General features: G+C 70.2%; 1 protein-coding gene and 1 pseudogene. One reads left to right on the top strand and one right to left on the bottom strand.

All coding sequences use genetic code 11. From position 1 onward, the window contains the following. Positions 1-94 (bottom strand): annotated as a pseudogene (locus A9X04_RS31770) (TetR/AcrR family transcriptional regulator); the annotation flags it as partial. 143 nt (positions 95-237) lie between these two features. Here A9X04_RS31770 and A9X04_RS25345 point away from each other — a divergent pair. Further along, positions 238-749: TetR/AcrR family transcriptional regulator (locus tag A9X04_RS25345; protein WP_067926721.1), on the top strand; the 512-nt coding region annotated here is incomplete at its 3' end.

The following is a 749-nucleotide window of genomic DNA, read 5'->3' as shown; positions in this document are numbered from 1 at the left end:
ATTCGGCCACGCAGCGCATGGTGGCAACGACGATCCGCTGCCGCGTCTCCTCGCCGCTGGCGCCGACCGGACGTCCCCGTTGCGCCCGCGTCACCATGCTGTCCTCACTCGCGCGTCCCGTCCGCCGGCTCCCGGTCCCCGACACGGTCGAATATAATCGAGTGATCGATTAGTTCCGGCTTCGCCGCGGAGGTGCGTAGTGCGTGATGGACGGAGCTGCGGCGGGCTTCCCGCCGCATGAGCGTCACGCCGCCGCAATTGGGTCGGCCGGTGGGTGCCGACGGTGAGCAGACCCGGGCCCGCATCATCACCGCCGCGATGCGATGTGTGGCCGAGAATGGCTATTCGCGCACCACGATTCGCGAGATCGCCCGGGCCGCGAACGTCACCAGCGCCAGCCTCTACAACTACTTTCCGAACAAGGCGGAGCTGATCAACGCCGCGATAGCGGCGCGGACCGACGTCGCGTTGCCGCGGCTGCGCGCGGCCGCCGCGCGCCCGGGGACCGCCGTCGACCGGATCGAGGCGGTGCTCGACGAATCGGGCCGGCTCATGCGCGAGTATCCCGATCTGGCCGCCTTCGAGTGGGTGATCCGCGCCGAGGGCGCCGTCACCCGCGATTCGCGGCTCGCGGCCGAATTCCAGGTGTTTCGCGGGATCATCGAGGGCGTCGTCGACGATGCCTACCGCCGGGGCGAGCTCGCGCACCGGGCCGACCGCAACGGCATCATCGAGGCCGTCTACGCGCT

This window comes from Mycobacterium sp. E3247, from assembly GCF_001667785.1.
Classification (GTDB): domain Bacteria; phylum Actinomycetota; class Actinomycetes; order Mycobacteriales; family Mycobacteriaceae; genus Mycobacterium.
This window is presented reverse-complemented; position numbering and strand designations above follow the sequence as displayed.